12 protein-coding genes are annotated in these 15,345 nt (G+C 70.7%); 1 reads left to right on the top strand and 11 read right to left on the bottom strand.

All coding sequences use genetic code 11. The features are described from left to right. Positions 1-151: 151 nt before the first annotated feature. On the top strand, positions 152-934 hold the full coding sequence (gene pgl / locus ACFWB8_RS34750) for a 6-phosphogluconolactonase (RefSeq protein ID WP_385236557.1): 783 nt from the start codon (positions 152-154) through the stop codon (positions 932-934). A 67-nt stretch (positions 935-1,001) separates the two neighbouring features. Here the strand turns inward: pgl and pgi are convergent, their stop codons facing one another. The 11 genes from pgi to uvrC form a co-directional block, all read right to left on the bottom strand. Continuing rightward, positions 1,002-2,657 carry a glucose-6-phosphate isomerase gene (pgi, locus tag ACFWB8_RS34745; RefSeq protein WP_385236563.1) on the bottom strand — a complete coding sequence of 552 codons (1,656 nt, stop codon included), beginning with the start codon at positions 2,655-2,657 and terminating at the stop codon, positions 1,002-1,004. Between the two features lie 138 nt (positions 2,658-2,795). After that, complete coding sequence (locus ACFWB8_RS34740; RefSeq protein WP_008741068.1) at positions 2,796-3,131, bottom strand: RNA polymerase-binding protein RbpA; 336 nt, start codon at positions 3,129-3,131, stop codon at positions 2,796-2,798. A 178-nt stretch (positions 3,132-3,309) separates the two neighbouring features. Beyond that, positions 3,310-3,537 (bottom strand): preprotein translocase subunit SecG, encoded by a 228-nt coding sequence (secG, locus tag ACFWB8_RS34735; RefSeq protein ID WP_385236560.1) that lies wholly within the window; start codon positions 3,535-3,537, stop codon positions 3,310-3,312. 141 nt (positions 3,538-3,678) lie between these two features. Continuing rightward, positions 3,679-4,455 carry a triose-phosphate isomerase gene (gene tpiA, locus ACFWB8_RS34730; RefSeq protein WP_385236554.1) on the bottom strand — a complete coding sequence of 259 codons (777 nt, stop codon included), beginning with the start codon at positions 4,453-4,455 and terminating at the stop codon, positions 3,679-3,681. A gap of 6 nt (positions 4,456-4,461) precedes the next feature. Beyond that, on the bottom strand, positions 4,462-5,673 hold the full coding sequence (locus ACFWB8_RS34725; protein WP_385236551.1) for a phosphoglycerate kinase: 1,212 nt from the start codon (positions 5,671-5,673) through the stop codon (positions 4,462-4,464). A gap of 143 nt (positions 5,674-5,816) precedes the next feature. Then, positions 5,817-6,821 carry a type I glyceraldehyde-3-phosphate dehydrogenase gene (gene gap, locus ACFWB8_RS34720; RefSeq protein WP_385236548.1) on the bottom strand — a complete coding sequence of 335 codons (1,005 nt, stop codon included), beginning with the start codon at positions 6,819-6,821 and terminating at the stop codon, positions 5,817-5,819. Positions 6,822-7,029: 208 nt separating this feature from the next. Further along, positions 7,030-9,993 carry a M14 family zinc carboxypeptidase gene (locus tag ACFWB8_RS34715; RefSeq protein ID WP_385236545.1) on the bottom strand — a complete coding sequence of 988 codons (2,964 nt, stop codon included), beginning with the start codon at positions 9,991-9,993 and terminating at the stop codon, positions 7,030-7,032. Positions 9,994-10,153: 160 nt separating this feature from the next. Further along, the gene (gene whiA / locus ACFWB8_RS34710) at positions 10,154-11,149 is read right to left on the bottom strand and encodes a DNA-binding protein WhiA (RefSeq protein WP_365920770.1); all 996 of its coding nucleotides are present in this window, start codon (positions 11,147-11,149) and stop codon (positions 10,154-10,156) included. After that, a complete protein-coding gene (gene yvcK, locus ACFWB8_RS34705) occupies positions 11,140-12,210 on the bottom strand; it encodes a uridine diphosphate-N-acetylglucosamine-binding protein YvcK (RefSeq protein ID WP_385236542.1) in 1,071 nt (356 codons plus the stop codon). Before yvcK ends, whiA begins: the two co-directional genes overlap by 10 nt. Then, positions 12,207-13,184 carry an RNase adapter RapZ gene (rapZ, locus tag ACFWB8_RS34700; RefSeq protein WP_385236539.1) on the bottom strand — a complete coding sequence of 326 codons (978 nt, stop codon included), beginning with the start codon at positions 13,182-13,184 and terminating at the stop codon, positions 12,207-12,209. The genes yvcK and rapZ overlap by 4 nt, the downstream gene beginning before the upstream one ends. After that, the gene (gene uvrC, locus ACFWB8_RS34695) at positions 13,181-15,196 is read right to left on the bottom strand and encodes an excinuclease ABC subunit UvrC (protein ID WP_385236536.1); all 2,016 of its coding nucleotides are present in this window, start codon (positions 15,194-15,196) and stop codon (positions 13,181-13,183) included. The genes rapZ and uvrC overlap by 4 nt, the downstream gene beginning before the upstream one ends. Positions 15,197-15,345: the final 149 nt, after the last annotated feature.

Raw genomic sequence — 15,345 nt, 5'->3', positions numbered from 1 at the left:
GTTTTTTTTTATCCACCCCCCCGCCCCCCCGCCCCCCCCCCGCCCCCCCCCCCCCCCGCCGCGGGGGGGGGGGGGGGGGGGGGGGGGCCCCCCCCCCCCCCCCACCGCGGTACCCGTACCCGATCTACCGACAAGGCGGCAGCACATGGGTATGACGACTCCCCAGGTCGTCGTCCACCGGGACAAGGAGCTGATGGCCCAGGCCGCGGCGGCCCGGCTCATCACGAAGATCGTGGACGCACAGGCGGCCCGCGGCACCGCGTCCGTGGTGCTCACCGGCGGCCGCAACGGCAACGGCCTCCTGGCCGCGCTCGCCGCGGCCCCGGCCCGGGACGCCGTCGACTGGGCCCGGCTGGACCTGTGGTGGGGCGACGAGCGGTACGTCCCCGCCGACGACCCCGAACGCAACCACACGCAAGCCCGTGAGGCCCTCCTGGACGCCGTCCCGGTGGACCCCGCGCGCGTGCACGCCATGCCCGCCTCGGACGGCCCGTACGGGGCGGACGTGGACGCCGCCGCGGCCGCGTACGCCGAGGAACTGCGCAAGGCCTCCGGCCCGGAGGACCACGGCCCGGTCCCCCGCTTCGACGTTCTGATGCTGGGCGTCGGCCCGGACACGCACGTGGCCTCGCTGTTCCCGGAGCACCCGGCGTCCCGCGAGACCGAGCGCACGGTGGTCGGGGTGCACGGCGCCCCGAAGCCCCCGCCGACCCGGATCTCGCTGACCCTCCCGGCGATCCGGGCGGCCCGCGAGGTCTGGCTGCTGGCGGCCGGCGAGGACAAGGCCGGCGCCGTGTCCATCGCCCTCGGCGGCGCGGGCGAGGTCCAGGCCCCGGCCGCGGCCGCGTACGGCCGCTCCCGCACCCTGTGGCTCCTGGACCGGGCGGCGGCGGCGAAGCTGCCGACCGGGATGTACCCTCCGGCGTCCTCCTGACCCGTATGCGCAAGGGCCCGTCCTCCGATCCGTTCGGAGGGCGGGCCCTTGCGTGTTGCCGACGGTGTCAGCTACGGCCGCGCAGCCGCCGGTAGTTGTCCACCAGCGCCCGCGTCGAGGGGTCCAGGGACTCCACGTGGCCGCCGTCGGTCAGGGCCGGCTCCAGCCGCTTCGCCAGGACCTTGCCGAGCTCCACGCCCCACTGGTCGAAGGAGTCGATGTTCCACACCGCGCCCTGGACGAACACCTTGTGCTCGTACAGGGCGATGAGCTGGCCCAGCACGCGCGGCGTGAGCTCCGTGGCCAGGATCGTGGTCGTGGGGTGGTTGCCCTGGAAGGTCTTGTGCGGCACCAGCGCCTCGGCGACGCCCTCCGCCCGGACCTCCTCGGCGGTCTTGCCGAAGGCGAGCGCCTGGGTCTGCGCGAAGAAGTTCGCCATCAGCAGGTCGTGCTGGGCCTCCAGAGGGGCCGACAGCTCCGCCACGGGCCGCGCGAAACCGATGAAGTCCGCCGGGATCACCCGGGTGCCCTGGTGGATCAACTGGTAGTACGCGTGCTGCCCGTTGGTCCCGGGCGTGCCCCACACCACGGGCCCCGTCTGCCATTCCACCGGATTGCCGTCCCGGTCCACGGACTTGCCGTTGGACTCCATGTCCAGCTGCTGCAGGTACGCCGTGAAGCGCGACAGGTAGTGGCTGTACGGGAGCACCGCGTGGGACTGGGCGTCGAAGAACGCCCCGTACCAGATTCCCAACAGGCCCAGCAGCAGCGGCGCGTTCTCCTGCGCCGGCGCGGTCCGGAAGTGCCGGTCCATGTCGGCGAAGCCGGCCAGCAGCTCGCGGAAGGCGTCCGGTCCGATCGCGACCATCAGCGAGAGGCCGATCGCCGAGTCGAAGGAGTACCGCCCGCCGACCCAGTCCCAGAACTCGAACATGTTGGCCGGATCGATGCCGAACCCGGCGACCTTCTCGCCGTTGGTCGAAAGGGCCACGAAGTGCCGTGCCACGGCCGCCTCGTCGCCTCCCACGCCCGCCAGCAGCCACTCGCGCGCCGAGGTGGCGTTGGTGATGGTCTCGATGGTCGTGAAGGTCTTGGAGGCGATGATGAAGAGCGTCTGCTCCGGGTCCAGGTCCCGCAGGGCCTCGTGCAGGTCGGCGCCGTCCACGTTCGACACGAAACGCAGCGTCAGGCCCCGGTCGGTGAAGGCGCGCAGCGCCTCGTACGCCATCGCGGGGCCGAGGTCGGAGCCGCCGATGCCGATGTTGACGACGTTCTTGATGCGCTTGCCGGTGAAGCCGGTCCACTCCCCCGACCGGACCTGGTCGCAGAAGGCCGCCATCTTGTCGAGGACGGCGTGGACGGCGGGGACGACGTTCTCGCCGTCGACCTCGACGACCGCGTCCGCGGGCGCGCGCAGCGCGGTGTGCAGGACCGCCCGGTCCTCGGTCGTGTTGATCTTCTCGCCGCGGAACATCGCGTCGCGCAGCCCGGCCACGTCCGTCGCCACGGCCAGCTCGCGCAGCAGCGCCAGCGTCTCGTCGGTGACGAGGTGCTTGGAGTAGTCGATGTGCAGGTCGCCGACCCGCAGGGTGTAGCCGGCTCCCCGGCCGGGATTCGTCTCGAACAGCTCCCGCAGATGCGTCTGCCCCAGCTCTTCCCGGTGCTTGCCGAGAGCGAGCCACTCCGGCATCCGGTTGAGCTTCGTACGGCTGTCTGCGTTCATCTCGGACATCAACCCACTTCTTCCGTCCTGTCGTGCCCCGCCGCTCTCCAACCTAAGGGATCGGAAGCGGGACGACCGACACAAAGAAGCCCGGCCCGCGGAGAGATGCCTCCGCGGGCCGGGCCGGACGTCACGAACTCAGATCTCGCCGCGCAGTTTGGCGAGCGCCTCGGCGAGGATCGCCTCGCCGTCGGCGTCGGTGCGCCGTTCCCGTACGTACGCCAGGTGCGTCTTGTAGGGCTCGGTGCGCGGCGGCGCGGGCGGGCTGTCCCGGTCCTGGCCGGCCGGGAACCCGCAGCGCGGGCAGTCCCAGGTGTCCGGCACCTGCGCGTCGCTGGCGAAGCTCGGCTGCGTCTCGTGCCCGTTCGAGCACCAGAAGGAGATGCGCAGGCGGGGCGCGGATTCGCCGCGCTCGGCCTCACCCATCGGCCCCGCTCCGACCCGACTACCACGGATCGCGTTGCCACTTGCCACGGTCGTAACTCCCTGCGTGATGGTGCCGCGAATCGTGAGTGATTCCGTCGCGGGCGCCCAAGTCTACGTAAGGCCCAACGCGCGTCCAGCGACCGGAGTTACCCATTCCAGACGTGAACGCCGGACCTCATGATAGGCCGGGGGGAGCCGACCGGACTGCCGGAATGGCGAGAACGCCTCAGCTGGACTTCATGAGCAGGCCGAGCGCGACGATGCTCGCGAACCACAGCAGACCGATCACGACGGTGATGCGGTCGAGGTTGCGCTCCGCGACCGAGGAGCCGCCGACCGACGACTGCATGCCGCCACCGAACATGTCGGAAAGGCCGCCGCCCTTGCCCTTGTGCATCAGCACGAGCAGCATCAGCAGGGCGCTGAAGACGATCAGGGCGATCTGGAACCCCATAATCACGGCTGATTCCTACTTTCTGGCTTTCTGGCTTTCCGGCTTTGCTGAGATGCAGCGGGGGCCAGTGGCTGATGGTTCAGCCTCCTGGCCCCCGCAAGGGTACGACGGATCCGCCCTACCGCATACTCACAGCGAACGTCACTGGTCGCGGAACCGGACGATCTTCACGAACTCGTCCGGGTCCAGCGCCGCGCCGCCGATGAGGGCGCCGTCGACGTCGGGCTGGGCCATGATCGCCGCGATGTTGCCGGACTTCACCGAGCCGCCGTACTGGATGCGGACCTTGTCGGCCAGCTCCTGCGAGTACAGCTCCGCGAGGCGGCCGCGGATGGCACCGCAGACCTCCTGCGCGTCCTCGGGGGTGGCGACCTCGCCGGTCCCGATCGCCCAGACGGGCTCGTACGCGATCACGATGGACTCGGCCTGCTCGGCCGGAAGGTCCTTGAGGCCGCCGTCGACCTGGGCCAGCGTGTACGGGACCTGCTGGCCGGCCTTGCGGATGTCCAGGCCTTCGCCGACGCACAGGATCGGGGTGATCCCGTTGCGGTAGGCGGCCTTGACCTTGGCGTTGCAGACCTCGTCGTTCTCGGCGTGGTACTGGCGGCGCTCGCTGTGGCCGACGGCCACGTACGTGCACTGCAGCTTCGACAGCATCGGGCCGGAGATCTCGCCGGTGTAGGCGCCGGAGTCCTGCGCCGAGATGTCCTGGGCGCCGTACTTGATCTTCAGCTTGTCGCCGTCGACCAGGGTCTGGACCGAGCGGAGGTCGGTGAAGGGGGGCAGGACCGCGACCTCGACCGCGTCGAAGTCCTTGTCGGCCAGTGCGAAGGCGAGCTTCTGGGTGTGGGCGATGGCCTCAAGGTGGTTGAGGTTCATCTTCCAGTTGCCCGCCATCAGCGGGGTACGCGTGGTCATACGGGTTCAGACCTCCAGTGCGGCGAGGCCGGGGAGCGTCTTGCCCTCGAGGTATTCGAGGGAGGCGCCGCCACCGGTAGAGATGTGGCCGAAAGCGTTCTCGTCGAAGCCGAGCGTGCGCACGGCCGCGGCCGAGTCGCCACCGCCGACGACGGTGAAGGCGCTGCTGTCGACGAGGGCCTGCGCGATGGCGCTGGTGCCTCCGGCGTAGTCGGGGTGCTCGAAGACTCCCACGGGACCGTTCCAGAAGACGGTCTCCGCGTCGGTGATCTTCGACGCGTACAGCTCACGGGTCTTGGGACCGATGTCCAGACCCTCCTTGTCGGCGGGGATCTTGTCCGCGTCGACGGTGACGAACTCGGCCGGGGTCTTGCCCTTGAGGTCGGGGAAGTCCTTGGAGGCGAGGATGTCGACGGGGAGGACCAGCTCGACTCCGGTTTCCGCTGCCCGCTCCATGTACTCCTTGACGACGTCCACCTGGTCCTTCTGGAGCAGGGAGATGCCGACCTCGTAGCCCTTGGCGTAGAGGAAGGTGTAGGCCATGCCGCCGCCGATCAGGATGCGGTCGGCCTTGCCGAGCAGCTCGTCGATGACGGCGAGCTTGTCGGAGACCTTGGCGCCGCCGAGGATGACCACGTACGGGCGCTTCACGTCGGCGGTCAGCTTCTTCAGGACGCCGACCTCGGTGGCGATGAGGTAACCGGCCGCGTGCGGGAGGCGCGCGGGCAGGTCGACGACCGAGGCGTGCTTGCGGTGGACAGCGCCGAAGCCGTCGCCGACGTAGACGTCGGCCAGCTCGGCGAGCTGGTCCGCGAAGGCGCCGCGCTCGGCGTCGTCCTTCGAGGTCTCACCGGCGTTGAAGCGGAGGTTCTCGATGACGGCCACCTGACCGTCGGCGAGCGCCGCGACGGTCTCCTTGGCGGAGGAGCCGACGGTGTCGGTGGCGAAGGCGACGTCCGCACCGAGCAGCTCACCGAGCCGGGTCGCGGCCGGGGCGAGCGAGAAGGCCGGGTCCGGGGCGCCCTTGGGACGGCCCAGGTGGGAGGCCACGACCACGCGGGCGCCGGCCTCGGCGAGCTTCGCGATGGTGGGCTGGACAGCGCGGATGCGGCCGTCGTCGGTGATGGCGCCGCCCGCGAGCGGCACGTTGAGGTCGGCGCGGACGAAGACCCGCTTGCCGGAGACACCTTCGGCGAGAAGTTCGTCGATCGTCTTCATATGTGTTTCTACTCCTTTTCCCATGGGCTTGCGGCCCCTGCGGGGGGGGGCGAGAGGGACGAGGCAGACAACAGGGCCCGTGCGGCGCTTCGTCGCGCAGCCCGGACCCTGTTGCTCACATTGTGGTGCCTTGCCCTACGTGCTTAGAGCTGACCGCCGACGAAGACGGTCAGGTCGACGAGACGGTTGGAGTAGCCCCACTCGTTGTCGTACCAGCCGATGACCTTGACGTTCTTGCCCTGGACCATGGTCAGGGAAGAGTCGAAGGTGCAGGAGTACGGCCAGTTCACGATGTCGGAGGAGACGATCGCGTCCTCGGTGTAGTCGAGGATGCCCTTGAGCTGGCCCTCGGCGGCCTTCTGGAAGGCGGTGTTGACCTCGTCCTTGGTGACTTCGCGCTCGAGCTCGATGACGAGGTCGGTGACGGAGCCGGTGGGGACCGGGACGCGCATCGCGATGCCGTCGAGCTTGCCCGCCAGCTCCGGGATGACCAGCGCGGTGGCCTTGGCGGCACCGGTGGTGGTCGGGATGATGTTCTCGGCGGCGGCGCGGGCGCGGCGCAGGTCCGAGTGCGGGAAGTCCAGGATGCGCTGGTCGTTCGTGTACGCGTGGACCGTCGTCATCATGCCCTTGACGATGCCGAAGTTCTCGAGGAGGACCTTGGCCATCGGCGCCACGCAGTTGGTGGTGCAGGAGGCGTTGGAGATGACGTGGTGGTTGGCCGCGTCGTACTTGTCCTGGTTGACGCCCATCACGATCGTGATGTCCTCGTCCTTGGCCGGGGCCGAGATGAGGACCTTCTTCGCGCCCGCGGCGATGTGCTTGGCGGCGTCGGCCTTCTTGGTGAAGATGCCGGTCGACTCGATGACGATGTCGGCACCCAGCTCACCCCAGGGGAGGTTCGCGGGGTCGCGCTCGGCGAAGGTCTTGAAGGTGTTGCCGCCGACCGTGATGGTGTCGGCGGTGTGGGAGACCTCGTACTTGAGGCGGCCCAGGATCGTGTCGTACTTGAGCAGGTGGACAAGCGTCGCGTTGTCAGTCAGGTCATTGACACCGACGATCTCGATGTCCGCTCCCTGCTCAAGGAGCGCCCGGAAGTAGTTGCGGCCAATTCGGCCAAAACCGTTGATGCCTACGCGGATCGTCACGAACCGATCTCCTCGTTGGTGCGCCGGTAAGTCCGCCGGCGAGCTGTATGGGAAGTCCCCGACCGCTTACGACCCTACCTCTCTGTGAGCTTCCGGGTGACATCGGCCGGGGCCGGACACGCCCCGAGGCCCCGTGACGAACAGCCGGGCACGGGACCTCGGGACTTTGGTCCCCGTCACTCAGGGTGAGTGGCGGGCGGGCCGCTGATCAGCGGTTCAGGGACCGAAGCGCCTTACCGACGAGTACGGCACGGTCGGCCGGTGCCGGCAGGTGCTCCAGGCCGAAGCCGAGGAGCACCGTGTCACGCGTAGTGACCGCCGCGTAGGACTTGAACAGCTCGCCGGACCGGGACCAATCGCCCGGAACGTCGGGACTTCCGGCAGGTGCCCCCTGAGCGGTCCAGGCCCCGAGCGAGGTCTCGAAGCCCTCGACGGTCCGGTCGGCTCCACCCACGTTCAGGCGCGCCTCGTCCGCGAAGACACCGCGACCGCCCGAACCGGGGTCGGTGATGTACGAGAGCGAGACCTCGACGCTCTTGCCCGCATAGGCGCTCAGGTCGAAGGAGACCTGCTTCCAGCCGCCGGAGGAACCGGTCAGGCTGTTCCAGGCCCCGCTCGTGCCCTGCGGGGTGCAGCCGCCGGCGTCGAGGGTGAGGTAGCGGCGCAGGAACGGGTGGCCGTTGACGAAGAAGCCGCCGCCGCACTCCTCCGGGACGGTGGTGGAGCTCAGACCCCCCGCCTCCGGCAGGGTGGTCCAGTCGTCCCCGCCGACGGTGTGGGACTCCAGGACCGCGTGGTCGTAGCCCTCTTCGGTGTTCCAGTTCAGGGCCATCTTGAGCTGCGGCTTGTCGGCCGCGGCGACCCCGGTCAGGTCGATGGTGCGGGTCAGGCGCTTCCAGTCGTCGTCGACGTGGGTGGCCGAGGCCATCCCGGTGCCGGCGTAGGGGGCGTACGGGTTCACGACCCCGGCGTACTGGCCCGCCTGCGCGCTCTTGAACTGCGGGAACTGCGCGGGGGCCAGGGTCTCGGAGGTCACCGTGTAGGACCCGGGGGCGTTGAGCGGGTTGCCCGCCGCGTCCCCGAGGCCGCCCTTGGCACCGGCGAGGGGGCCCGCGCCGGTGAACCCGGTGGGTCCGCTGACGCTCGCCCGGCCGTAGGCGCCGAGCCAGTACTGGCTGAAGTCGTCGGTGACGGCGCGGCCGACCTGGGCGTTGCCGCCCGCCAGCTCGCCGGCCTCGATCAGCTTGCCGCCCTCGTTCAGGAAGTCGCGCACCGCCAGCTGCGTGGCGCCGCCCGGAGTCTTGGCCCCGGTGTAGTGGAGGGCCGTACGGAAGTGGGAGAGCACGCCCAGGTGGTGCGGCGCTCCTTGGACGGCGACGTCCCAGACTGCCGCGGACCTGCCGTTGGCGCGCAGTGCGTCGACGTACGTCTGGGCCTGCCGGGCCGTGGCGCCCTCCTCGGCGATCACCAGGACGTCCGCGCGCGGCCGCTCGGCCACCGTGTACGTGAAGTGCTCGCTGGAGACCTGCTTGCCCGAGGAGCGGTCGCGGCCGGTGAACCAGACCTCGACCTTGTCGCCCGGTTTGGCGCCGTCCACCTTGGCCCGGTACTCGTCGAACCAGTTGTTGTCGTCGCCGCCGTAGACGTCCCCGCCCTTCCAGGCCCTGAGGTCCTCGTCGTGCGTCCGGCCGCCGTTGACGCGGAAGCTGAGCTCCTTGTCCTGGAGCGCCTTGCGGGCCGTGACGGAGACCGTCTGGTCCTCACCGCGGGCCACGTAGGAGGTGGTGAAGGGGTCCAGGGTGAAGTCCGCGGCGCTCAGGCCCACGGAGGACGAGGGCCGGTCCGGGTGTGCGGCGCTCTCGCCGACCGCGAGGGCGAAGGGGACGTTCTTGGCGAACTCCGCCTGGATGAGCTTCTCGTCGTCCGGGAAGTTGAAGCCGGAGACGCAGTCCTCGGGCTTCCACCGGTCGTTCGGGTCGCTCTCGGAGGCCGTCTGGCAGGTGGTCATCTCCGGCGTGAACATCATGACGCCGTTGACGTTGGAGGCGTGGCCGTCGGCCTCGCCGTTGGTCGTGTACAGCTCGGAGGAGACCTGCGGGTAGTAGCCCGGGACGCCCGGGTTCTCCGGGGTGCCGGCCAGCGCCTTGTAGGCGATGTCGTCCGGGGTGGGCGTGGCCACCTGCCAGCCCACGCCGTAGAGCAGCAGTTCGGCGGCGGAGTGGTAGTTGACGGCGTAGTCGAAGCCGATCCGCTTCTCGAAGCGGTCGAGGGCGACCGTCTCGGGCTCGGAGGACGCCTTGGGGCCGCGATAGGTCTCGCTCGACTGGTTCGGGGAGGAGCCCTCGTTGTCGTAGCCCCACTTGTAGGGGAAGTTGCGGTTGAGGTCGATGCCGTCGCCGGCGGTGATCTTGCCGTCGCCGTTGTTGTCGCGCAGGTTCTTGCGCCACAGCCGCTGGCCGTCGGGGGCGTGCGTGTAGTCGTACCCGTCGGGGTTGGCGGAGAGCAGGAACCACAGTTCGGTGGAGTCCACCAGCTTGGTGATCCGCTGGTCCTTGCCGTAGTTGTCCAGGGTGTGGTGCATCAGCCGCCGGGTCATCTCCGGGGTGATCCACTCGCGGGCGTGCTGGTTGGACATGTAGAGCACGGACGGCTTGTCGCCGTCCTTGGTCTTCTTGGCGTTCTTGGTGACCTTGAGGGCGAGGATGTCCTTGCCCTGGACGGTCTTGCCGATGGAGACGACCTTGGCGAGGCCCGGGCTGGCCTGTGCGGTCCGCAGGATCTCCTCCTGGAGGCCGCCCTTGCCGCTGTACGGGCGGAAGACCCCGTCGCCCGCGGTCTCGGCGCGGGCCGCGGCTTTGGCCGGGACCTTGCGCTCGGCGAGCTTGACGCCCCGGGCCGCCAGTTCCCCGGCCTGGTCGCCGGTGAGGAAGAGCTCGACCTTGGCGGTCCCGGTGTCGGGGGCGCGTTCGGAGAGCTCGTGGGCGTCCTGGCCGGCGGCGAGGACCAGCGGAACCTGTTCCTTGGTGATGTCGGCGTCGTAGACCCGCACCTCGTCGGCGGCCGGGTTCCCGGCCGGCGCGGGCAGGTTCTGGGCCGTCGCGGGCAGCGCGGCCAGTGTGGTTCCGAAGACGAGTGCGCTTGCGGCGAGGATCGATCTCGCGCGGTGCCTCATGTGCCCCCCTGGGCGTCGTCTGCCACGAAAGCTTCGGACGACAGGCTCACGATCAGCCCATGCTCATGTCAATGGGGCGTACCGGGAAGGGGCCCGCACGAGTGATCGCGCGGGCCCCTTCCGGCCTACCGGGTGCACGGGCCGCGGCCGCGGCCGCGCGCTAGCCGGCCATGTTGTCGGCCATCTCCTCGCTGAGGTCGAGGTTCGACTCGGTGCCCGGGATGCCGAGGTCCTGGGCCCGCTTGTCGGCCATCGCCAGGAGGCGGCGGATGCGGCCCGCGACGGCGTCCTTGGTCAGCGGCGGGTCGGCGAGGGCGCCCAGCTCCTCCAGGGAGGCCTGCTTGTGCTCCATGCGCAGCCGGCCGGCCGCGGCGAGGTGTTCGGGGACCTCCTCGCCGAGGATCTCCAGCGCGCGCTGCACCCGGGCTCCGGCGGCCACCGCGGCGCGCGCCGAGCGGCGCAGGTTGGCGTCGTCGAAGTTGGCGAGGCGGTTGGCGGTGGCACGGACCTCGCGCCGCATCCGCCGTTCCTCCCAGGCCAGCACCGAGTCGTGGGCGCCGAGCCGGGTCAGCAGGGCGCCGATCGCGTCGCCGTCCCGCACGACGACCCGGTCCACGCCGCGGACCTCGCGGGCCTTGGCGGCGATGGAGAGACGGCGGGCGGCGCCGACCAGCGCCAGGGCGGCCTCCGGGCCGGGGCAGGTGACCTCCAGGGAGGAGGAGCGGCCCGGCTCGGTGAGCGAGCCGTGGGCGAGGAAGGCCCCGCGCCAGGCCGCCTCGGCGTCACAGGTGGCCCCGGAGACCACCTGCGGGGGAAGACCCCGGATGGGGCGGCCGCGGCCGTCCACGAGGCCGGTCTGGCGGGCCAGCTGATCGCCGCCGGCGACGACCCGGACGACGTACCGGTTGCCGCGGCGCAGTCCGCCGGGAGCCATGATCACCAGGTCCGAGGAGTGCCCGAAGATCTCCAGGATGTCCTTGCGCAGGCGGCGGGCCGCGATCCCCGCGTCCAGCTCCGCCTCGATCACGATCCGTCCGCTCACCAGGTGCAACCCGCCCGCGAACCGAAGAATCGCCGAGACCTCCGCCTTCCTGCAGCAGGTGCGGGTGACGGGGAGGCGGGCGATCTCATCCTTCACCGCGGGCGTCATCGCCATGGGCCGATCCTTCCATGCATCCGAAAAATACGGTCGTACGCGGCGGCGAGCAGCTCCGGGTCATGCTTCGGAGAGCCGTCTTCCCTGGCCACGGGCGCCAGCTCGACCGCGGCACCGAACCGTTTTGCGGCGTCGGCGAGGGACTCGCGGTCGGGCACGGCGGCCTCGTCGGCCAGCACCACGTCCAGGGCGAGTTTAGGGGCGTGTCGGGCCAAAACCTCCAAATGACGCTGCGGAGAGAAGCCCTCTGTTTCGCCGGGTTGCGGAGCGAGGTTCAGCGAGAGGACCCGCCGGGCCTTGGTCTCGACGAGCGCGTCGAGCAGTTGCGGCACCAGCAGGTGGGGGATGACGGAGGAGAACCAGGACCCCGGGCCGAGCACCACCCAGTCGGCGTCCAGCACCGCCGCGACGGCCTCCGGCACGGCCGGCGGGTCGCTCGGCACGACCTGCACGGAGAGCACCTCGCCGGGCGTGAGCGCCACCGTGGCCTGCCCGCGCACGGTGTCCACGGCCTCGGGACGGGCCGGGTCGTGGCCCTTGACCAGCGCCTGGAGCTCCAGCGGGACCGCCGACATCGGCAGTACGCGGCCCTGCGCGCCCAGCAGCCTGCCGACCAGGTCCAGGGCCTGGACGGGGTCGCCGAGCTGCTCCCAGAGGGCGACGATCAGCAGGTTGCCGACCGCGTGCCCGTGCAGGTCGCCCTGGGACTGGAAGCGGTGCTGGATGACCCGGGCCCAGGTCTGGCCCCAGTCGTCGTCGCCGCACAGCGCGGCCAGCGCCTTGCGCAGGTCGCCGGGCGGCAGTACGCCGAGCTCCTCGCGCAGGCGTCCGCTGGAGCCGCCGTCGTCGGCGACGGTGACCACCGCGGTGAGGTCGCCGGTGATCCGGCGCAGGGCGGCGAGGGAGGCCGAGAGGCCCATGCCGCCGCCCAGCGCCACGACCTTGGGTGCGACCACCTTGGGGACCGCGCCGCGGCGCAGGCCGGTACGGCTCTCGCCGTCCTCGGCCCGGCCGGAGGTGAGCCGTCGCAGGCGGCGCAGCCTCAGGGTGCGTCCGGTCACTCGCGCCCCATGTCCCTGTGGACGACGACGGTCTCGACGCCTTCGGAGGCGAGGCGGGCGGCGAGCTTCTCGGACATGGCGACGCTGCGGTGCTTGCCGCCCGTACAGCCGACGGCGATGGTCACGTACCGCTTGCCCTCGCGGCGGTAGCCGGTGGCGATGAGCTGGAGCAGCTCGGTGTAGCGGTCGAGGAACTCCTTGGCGCCGGGCTGGCTGAAGACGTAGCCCGACACCTCCTCGTTGAGCCCGGTGAAGGGGCGCAGCTCCGGGACCCAGTGCGGGTTGGGGATGAAGCGGCAGTCCACGACGAGGTCGGCATCGACGGGGAGGCCGTACTTGTAGCCGAAGGACATGACGGTGGCCCGCAGCTCAGGCTCCTCGTCACCCGCGAACCGGGCGTCCATCTTGGCGCGCAGCTCGTGCACGTTGAGGCTGGAGGTGTCGATGACCAGGTCGGCGTCGCCGCGCAGCTCGCGCAGCAGGTCGCGCTCGGCGGCGATGCCGTCGACGATGCGGCCGTCGCCCTGCAGGGGGTGCGGGCGGCGGACCGACTCGAAGCGGCGTACGAGCGCGTCGTCGGAGGACTCCAGGAAGACGATGCGCCGGGTGACGCCGCGGGACTCCAGGTCGGCGAGGGACTCGCGCAGGGCGTCGAAGAACTGACGGCCCCGGACGTCGACGACGACGGCGATGCGCGCCACATTGCCCTGCGAGCGGGCGCCGAGCTCCACCATGGTGGGGATCAGCGCCGGCGGGAGGTTGTCGACGACGAACCAGCCGAGGTCTTCGAGGCACTTGGCCGCGGTGCTGCGGCCGGCCCCGGACATCCCGGAGATGATCACCAGCTCGGGGATGGCCGCCTCGGCGGTATCACCGGGCTCCACTGTCAGGCCCGTACTCACCTGTGCTCCGTCTCGGTCGTGCGCGGTCTCGTGCTCGGTCTCGGTCTCGTGCTCGGACTCGTGCTGGGTCATTGCTCGGTCCCCCGTTCGGACGATGCCCCCGCCGGCGCGGGGGTCTCATCCTCAATGATCTCTCCTGTCGCCATGTTGACGGCAGGACCAGCGGGAACCGCGCCGGCGAGGGCCGCGGCCACGGTCTCCGCCGTCTTGCGGCCTATGCCCGGGACCTCGCAGATCTGGTCGATTGTCGCCTGTCTCAGCTTCTTCACCGAACCGAAGTGCTTGATCAGGGCTTGCTTGCGGCTCTCACCGAGGCCGGACACCTCGTCCAGCGGGCCCGCTTTGAAGCGCTTGGCGCGCTTGGTGCGCTGGTACTGGATGGCGAACCGGTGGGCTTCGTCACGGACCCGCTGGAGCAGGTAGAGGCCCTCGCTGGTGCGGGGCAGCACGACGGGGTCGTCCTCGCCCGGCAGCCAGACCTCCTCCAGCCGCTTGGCCAGGCCGCACACGGCCACGTCGTCCACGCCGAGCTCCTCCAGGGCCCGCTTGGCGGCGGCGACCTGCGGCTGCCCGCCGTCGACCACGACGAGCTGGGGCGGGTAGGCGAAGCGCCTGGGGCGGCCGTCCTCCTCCTCCGGGGCGTCACCGTCAGCGCCGTGTTCGGGCGACCACTCCCCCGTCTTCAGCTTCTCCTGGAGGTAGCGGCGGAAGCGCCGGGAGACCACCTCGTGCATGGAGCGGACGTCGTCCTGTCCCTCGAACGACTTGATCTGGAAACGCCGGTACTCCCCCTTGCGGGCGAGGCCGTCCTCGAAGACGACCATCGAGGCCACCACGTCGTCGCCCTGGAGGTGGGAGATGTCGAAGCACTCGATGCGCAGCGGCGCGCTGTCCAGCTCCAGCGCCTCGGCGATCTCCTCCAGCGCCCGTGAGCGGGTGGTGAGGTCGCTGGCCCGCTTGGTCTTGTGCAGGACGAGGGACTGCTGGGCGTTGCGGTGGACGGTCTCCATCAGGGCTTTCTTGTCCCCGCGCTGCGGGATGCGCAGGCTGACCTGGGAGCCGCGGCGCTCGGCCAGCCACTCGGTGAGCGCGGGCGTGTCATCCGGGAGCGCCGGGACCAGCACCTCCTTGGGGACGGCCTCGCCCTTCTCCTCGCCGTAGAGCTGCTGGAGGGCGTGCTCGACGAGCCCGGCGGTGTCGACGGCCTCGACCTTGTCGGTGACCCAGCCGCGCTGGCCGCGGACGCGGCCGCCGCGGACGTGGAAGATCTGCACGGCGGCTTCGAGCTCGTCCTCGGCGACCGCGATCAGGTCGGCGTCGGTGGCGTCGGCGAGGACGACGGCGTTCTTCTCCATGGCCCGGCGCAGGGCCCCTATGTCGTCGCGCAGCCGGGCGGCCTTCTCGTACTCCATGTCCTCGGCAGCCTCGTGCATCCGCGCCTCGAGGCGGGAGAGGTAGGTGCCGGTGCGCCCGGCCATGAAGTCGCAGAAGTCCTCGGCGAGTTCGCGGTGCTCCTCGGGGGTGACCCGGCCGACGCAGGGTGCGGAGCACTTGCCGATGTAGCCGAGCAGGCAGGGGCGGCCGATCTGGGCGGAGCGCTTGAACACCCCGGCGGAGCAGGTGCGTACGGGGAAGACGCGCAGCATCAGGTCGACGGTCTCGCGGATGGCCCAGGCGTGCCCGTAGGGACCGAAGTAGCGCACGCCCTTCTTCTTGGGGCCGCGCATGACCTGGACCCGGGGGTACTCCTCGTTCATGGTGACGGCGAGCGAGGGGTAGCTCTTGTCGTCGCGGTACTTGACGTTGAACCGGGGGTCGAACTCCTTGATCCAGGAGTACTCCAGCTGGAGCGCCTCGACCTCGGTGGAGACGACCGTCCACTCGACGGAGGCGGCCGTGGTCACCATCGTGGCGGTACGCGGGTGCAGCCCGGCGACGTCCTGGAAGTAGCTGGCCAGGCGTTGGCGCAGGCTCTTGGCCTTCCCGACGTAGATCACCCGGCGGTGTTCGTCGCGGAATTTGTAGACCCCCGGAGAGTCGGGGATCTGTCCAGGCTTGGGGCGGTAGCTGGAAGGGTCGGCCATGCCAACCACCCTACTGGCGGGGTGCGACAACCGGACCGTTCCCCGCCCTCGCGGCGACGGGGGTGCGTCCCGGGCGGGACGCACCCCCGGTGGGGGTCGCGCGGCGCGGGCCGGACCCGGTGGCGGGGGCCGGCCGGTGCGGTGGGGGC

Origin of the sequence: Streptomyces sp. NPDC060031 (genome assembly GCF_042736805.1) — a bacterium.
GTDB lineage: Bacteria > Actinomycetota > Actinomycetes > Streptomycetales > Streptomycetaceae > Streptomyces.
Note: the sequence above shows the minus strand (reverse complement) of the source record. Positions and strands in the feature narration are given on the sequence as shown.

Bases quoted from the DNA above. Each gene is read 5' to 3' on its own strand.
- pgl (WP_385236557.1), top strand. From the start codon at position 152: ATGACGACTCCCCAGGTCGTCGTCCACCGGGACAAGGAGCTGATGGCC.
- pgi (WP_385236563.1), bottom strand. From the start codon at position 2,657: ATGAACGCAGACAGCCGTACGAAGCTCAACCGGATGCCGGAGTGGCTC.
- secG (WP_385236560.1), bottom strand. From the start codon at position 3,537: ATGGGGTTCCAGATCGCCCTGATCGTCTTCAGCGCCCTGCTGATGCTG.
- tpiA (WP_385236554.1), bottom strand. From the start codon at position 4,455: ATGACCACGCGTACCCCGCTGATGGCGGGCAACTGGAAGATGAACCTC.
- ACFWB8_RS34725 (WP_385236551.1), bottom strand. From the start codon at position 5,673: ATGAAGACGATCGACGAACTTCTCGCCGAAGGTGTCTCCGGCAAGCGG.
- ACFWB8_RS34715 (WP_385236545.1), bottom strand. From the start codon at position 9,993: ATGAGGCACCGCGCGAGATCGATCCTCGCCGCAAGCGCACTCGTCTTC.
- whiA (WP_365920770.1), bottom strand. From the start codon at position 11,149: ATGGCGATGACGCCCGCGGTGAAGGATGAGATCGCCCGCCTCCCCGTC.
- rapZ (WP_385236539.1), bottom strand. From the start codon at position 13,184: ATGACCCAGCACGAGTCCGAGCACGAGACCGAGACCGAGCACGAGACC.
- uvrC (WP_385236536.1), bottom strand. From the start codon at position 15,196: ATGGCCGACCCTTCCAGCTACCGCCCCAAGCCTGGACAGATCCCCGAC.